General features: G+C 72.6%; 5 protein-coding genes and 1 pseudogene. 5 read left to right on the top strand and 1 reads right to left on the bottom strand.

Annotated features, from left to right (window positions below):
• Positions 1-90: 90 nt before the first annotated feature.
• Entirely contained in the window at positions 91-804 is a 714-nt protein-coding gene (locus K6I34_RS32455; RefSeq protein ID WP_229331619.1) for a M50 family metallopeptidase, read from the bottom strand.
• 42 nt (positions 805-846) lie between these two features.
• Between K6I34_RS32455 and K6I34_RS32450 the strand changes: the two genes are divergently transcribed.
• The 5 genes and pseudogenes from K6I34_RS32450 to K6I34_RS32430 all read left to right on the top strand — a co-directional run.
• A complete protein-coding gene (locus tag K6I34_RS32450; RefSeq protein ID WP_229331618.1) occupies positions 847-1,686 on the top strand; it encodes an SOS response-associated peptidase in 840 nt (279 codons plus the stop codon).
• A 52-nt stretch (positions 1,687-1,738) separates the two neighbouring features.
• Positions 1,739-2,383, top strand: a complete 645-nt coding sequence (locus tag K6I34_RS32445; RefSeq protein WP_374231084.1) for an alpha/beta family hydrolase — start codon at positions 1,739-1,741, stop codon at positions 2,381-2,383.
• Positions 2,384-2,677: 294 nt separating this feature from the next.
• Positions 2,678-3,382: a sigma-70 family RNA polymerase sigma factor gene (locus K6I34_RS32440; protein WP_374231085.1), complete on the top strand. Its 705-nt coding sequence runs from the start codon at positions 2,678-2,680 to the stop codon at positions 3,380-3,382.
• Complete coding sequence (gene rsrA / locus K6I34_RS32435; RefSeq protein ID WP_229331616.1) at positions 3,379-3,699, top strand: mycothiol system anti-sigma-R factor; 321 nt, start codon at positions 3,379-3,381, stop codon at positions 3,697-3,699. The genes K6I34_RS32440 and rsrA overlap by 4 nt, the downstream gene beginning before the upstream one ends.
• A 369-nt stretch (positions 3,700-4,068) precedes the next feature.
• Positions 4,069-4,450, top strand: a pseudogene (locus K6I34_RS32430) (metal-dependent phosphohydrolase); the annotation flags it as partial.

Genomic DNA, 4,450 nt, shown 5'->3' with positions numbered 1-4,450 from the left:
GTCATGTCTTTACCTTAGTGGCTCGCCCGGGGTCACAGCCCGAGCAGCCAGGGGCCCGGCGCCACAGCCCGAGCAGTCAGGGGGCCGGCGTCACAGCCCGAGCAGCCAGCGGCCCCCGCCGAGCAGCGAGCACAGCGTGACCACGTGGAAGAAGCACAGCCACACCACCGCGGGCACGTTCGTGAGCCGGGCGAGCTGGTCCGCGTCGGAGTCCCCGGCCCCGCCGCGCCGCCGCTTGGCCTGGAGCTCGAAGGGCGGCCGGACCCCGCCCAGCAGCAGGAACCAGACGACCCCGTACGCGAACAGCGCCTGCACCGCCGGGCCCGTCAGCCACGACACCAGGACGAAGGCGGCGCCCGCGACCACCACCGTCAGGACGCCGAAGGCGTTGCGCACCATCACCAGCAGCGCCGCGAGCAGCGCCGTGGCGCCCCACAGCAGGGCCGTGATGTGCCCGGCGGCGAGCAGGGCGGCGCCGCCGAGCCCGAGCAGCGAGGGCGCGGTGTAGCCCGCGGCGGCGGTGAGGATCATGCCGAGGCCGGTGGGCCTGCCCCGCGAGACGGTCAGGCCGGAGGTGTCGGAGTGCAGCCGGATGCCGTCCAGCCTGCGGCCGCTGAGCAGGGCCACCAGGCCGTGGCCGCCCTCGTGGGCGATGGTGATCGCGTTGCGCGTGATCAGCCAGACGCCGCGCGGGGCGATCGCGGCGAGCGCGACGACGCCGGTGGCGATCACCAGCCACCACGCGGGGTCGGGCTGCGTCGCGATCACGCGGTCCCAGAGGCTGGTGGCACTGGTGGTGTCCATGGGGGGCGCGGCTCCTTGGGGGTACGTGGCAGGGTGGCGGGCATGTGTGGTCGATACGCGGCGGGCCGGAGCCCCGAGGACCTGGTGGGGATCTTCGGCGTCGAGAAGTGGGAACCGGCGGAGACGCTCGCTCCGGACTGGAACGTCGCGCCGACGAAGAGCGTGCACGCGGTGCTCGAACGTCCTCTGAAAGACGCCAGGGAACGCGGTCCGGTTCGCCAGCTCCGTTCGCTGCGATGGGGATTGGTCCCGTCCTGGGCGAAAAATCCCGAAGGTGCCGCGAAGATGATCAACGCGCGGGCGGAGACGGTCCACGAGAAGCCGTCGTTCCGGCGTGCCTTCGAAGCGCGCCGCTGCCTGATACCGGCCGACGGCTACTACGAGTGGGTCACCGGCGCGGCCGAGCGCGAACTGGAGGAACAGGGACGCCGGAAGCGCACTCGCAAGCAGCCGTACTTCGTGACCCCGGCGGACGGGGCGGTGATGGCGATGGCCGGGCTGTACGAGTTCTGGCGCGACCCGACGCTGCCGCCGGACCACCCGCAGGCGTGGTGGGCGACCTGCTCGGTGATCACCACGGAGGCGGCGGGCGAGCCGTTCGCCCGGGCGGGCGGCACCACGGACGACACCACGGACGAAGGGGGCCCGCGGTCGCTGGCGGAGATCCACCCGCGGATGCCGCTGGTGCTGCCGCCGCGGCGCTGGGACGCCTGGCTCGACGCCTCCGTCACGGACCCCGAAGCCCTCCGGCCGCTCCTCACCCCTCCGGCCGCGGTCTCCGTACGGGCCTACCCCGTCGCGACGGCGGTCAGCGACGTGCGCAACAACGGCCCGGAGCTGCTGAAGGAACTGGAGGCGCCGGAAGAGGCGACCTTGTTCTGACGGGCACGTCCTGACGGCCGTGTTCCGACGGCCGTGCTGTGAGAATGACGGCGTGACCGAGATCAAGACCGTGACCGAGACCGTGAGCACCCCCGTCGGTGACGCCAGGATCCACTGGTCCACCGCGCCGAAGGCACGCCTCGTCCTCGCCCTGGGGCACGGCGCGGGCGGCGGCGTGGAAGCCCGTGACCTCCAGGCCCTCGCCGCCGCGCTCCCCGCGCACGGGGTGACCGTCGCCCTCGTCGAGGCGCCCTGGCGCGTCGCGGGCAAGAAGGTGGCCCCCGCGCCGAAGACCCTGGACGCGGCCTGGACCGCCCTGTGGCCCGCGCTCGCCCGAGGCGGGCAGTCGGTCGTCGCGGGCGGCCGCAGCGCCGGGGCCCGCGTCGCCTGCCGTACGGCGAAGGAGCTCGGCGCCGCCGGAGTCCTCGCGCTGAGCTTCCCGCTGCACCCGCCGGGCAGGCCCGAGAAGTCCCGCGCGGACGAACTGACCGGCGTCGGCCTGCCCACGCTCGTCGTCCAGGGCGCCCGCGACCCCTTCGGGCGGCCGGAGGAATTCCCGGCCGGCACCGACCTCGTTCCCGTACCGGACGGCGACCACGGTTTCGCCGTACCGAAGAAGGCGGCCATCGGCCAGGACGGCGCCCTCGCGGTGATCACCGAGGCGGTCGCCGCGTGGACCCGGAATCTCACCGCCTGACCCGTTCGGCCGACCGCCCGTACCCGGGCCCAAAACTCTTCCGCTATCCGGGAATGCGAGACCGCTCACCGCTGTTGTGGACAACTGCACCGCAAATGGCACGACAGAGGAATGGGAGCTCGTCGCATGGGTTCGTCGACCGCATGCCTGTCCCGCCCGCAGAGCGCTGACCTGGGATGGTCCGCCCTGCATGTGGCGCAGCCCGCGCCGGCTGGAGCGGCGGACGGGCCGGATCGTCGTCTATTCTCCGATTCGAGCGGGCCTCTTTCCGGTCCCGCCAGGGTGCTGGAGGAGGTGGGTCCGGTCGCCGGGACCGACGAGGGGACGACGGGTGACGGCGTCGGCGTCGAACCTGCCGCCGATACGGCCGCCGAAACCGCCGCCGAACGCAATGCCCGTTTCGAGCGGGACGCGCTGACCTTCCTCGACCAGATGTACTCGGCCGCCCTGCGCATGACGCGCAATGCCGCCGACGCCGAGGACCTGGTCCAGGAGACGTATGCCAAGGCGTACGCGTCCTTCCACCAGTTCCGCGACGGTACGAACCTCAAGGCGTGGCTGTACCGCATTCTGACGAACACGTTCATCAACTCCTACCGCAAGAAGCAGCGCGAGCCCCTGCGCAGCGCGTCGGAGGAGATCGAGGACTGGCAGCTGGCCCGCGCCGAGTCGCACATGTCGACCGGCCTGCGGTCCGCCGAGTCCCAGGCTCTGGACCATCTCCCGGACTCCGATGTCAAGGCGGCCCTTCAGGCCATTCCCGAGGAATTCCGCATCGCGGTCTACCTCGCGGATGTCGAGGGCTTTGCGTACAAGGAGATCGCGGACATCATGGGTACGCCCATCGGCACGGTCATGTCCCGGTTGCACCGGGGCCGCCGCCAGCTGCGCGGAATGCTGGAGGACTACGCGCGCGAGCGTGGTCTGGTTCCTGCCGGTACGGCCGCGGCGCCGAACGGTTCCGACGAGTCGCACAATCGGAAAGGCTCGGACTCATGAGCTGCGGAGACCCGCACGAGACGGACTGCTCCGAAGTCCTCGACCACCTCTACGAGTTCCTCGACCACGAGATGCCCGACGGTGACTGCGCCAAGTTCGAGGTGCACATCGACGAGTGCTCGCCGTGCCTGGAGAAATACGGCCTCGAACAGGCGGTCAAGAAACTCGTCAAGCGCTGCTGCGGCCACGACGACGTCCCGGCGGACCTCCGTTCGAAGGTGATGGGACGCATCGAGCTGATCCGTGCGGGCATGGCGGTGCCGGACCACGACGTGGTCACTGGGACATCCCCGGACGCGGCCCGCCCCCGCGACTGACCGGGCCGGAAGGTAACGGGAAGGGCGCGCCCCATCAGGGGCGCGGGGAACTGCGCGACCAGCCCCCACCGGCCCGCAGTCGCCGTATACCCCTGCCGCCCGAGCTCGTAGGCGCCACCGCCAAGCACCGAGCACCCGCATCGCGGGGCCCGGGGCGCAGCCCCGGTCAAGGCGGACAAGGGCACCCACCGGACAAACCCCCCGGACGGGAAACGTCACCCGAAGGTGTGCAACCGCTCGGCTCGGCCGAGGTAATACCCGAATGCACCGTTCCGCGGCTCCCCCGGCCCCTATTCTCCCCATCCTGACGGCAAGCTGACGGCTTCGTCCGGGACGGGGCGGAACGGGGCGGGACGGGGAGGATGCGCCATGCGATCACTTCCGGCGACGGCGCGCGGCTGTGTCGCATGCGCCGCCGTCGCCGCCACCCTCTGCGCCGCGCCCCTCGCGCGGCACCCCACCGCGGTTCCCTGGGCCGCGGTCGCGGCGCTCGCCGCGGTCGGCGCGGCCTGCGAGCGGCTGCCCCGCCGTACCCTCACCCTTCCCGTGCTGCTCGCCGGGGCGTTCCTGCTGCCCCCGGCCGCCGCCGCGCTCGTCGCGGTCCCCGGTGCCCTCCTGGCGCGGACCGGGCAGGGCGCCGGGGACCGGCAGTGGGCACGCCGCTGCTGGCACGCGGCCCAGTCGGCGCTCGCCGCGTGCGCCGCCTCGTACGCCTTCACGCTCCTCGGCGCGCTCCTCGGCCCGCCCGCAC

Source organism: Streptomyces sp. UNOC14_S4, from assembly GCF_020740835.1.
Taxonomy (GTDB): Bacteria; Actinomycetota; Actinomycetes; order Streptomycetales; family Streptomycetaceae; genus Streptomyces.
Note: the sequence above shows the minus strand (reverse complement) of the source record. Positions and strands in the feature narration are given on the sequence as shown.

What these genes read in the sequence shown, in the direction of transcription:
- K6I34_RS32455 (WP_229331619.1), bottom strand. Translation starts at nt 804, where the DNA reads ATGGACACCACCAGTGCCACCAGCCTCTGGGACCGCGTGATCGCGACG.
- K6I34_RS32450 (WP_229331618.1), top strand. Translation starts at nt 847, where the DNA reads ATGTGTGGTCGATACGCGGCGGGCCGGAGCCCCGAGGACCTGGTGGGG.
- rsrA (WP_229331616.1), top strand. Translation starts at nt 3,379, where the DNA reads ATGAGCTGCGGAGACCCGCACGAGACGGACTGCTCCGAAGTCCTCGAC.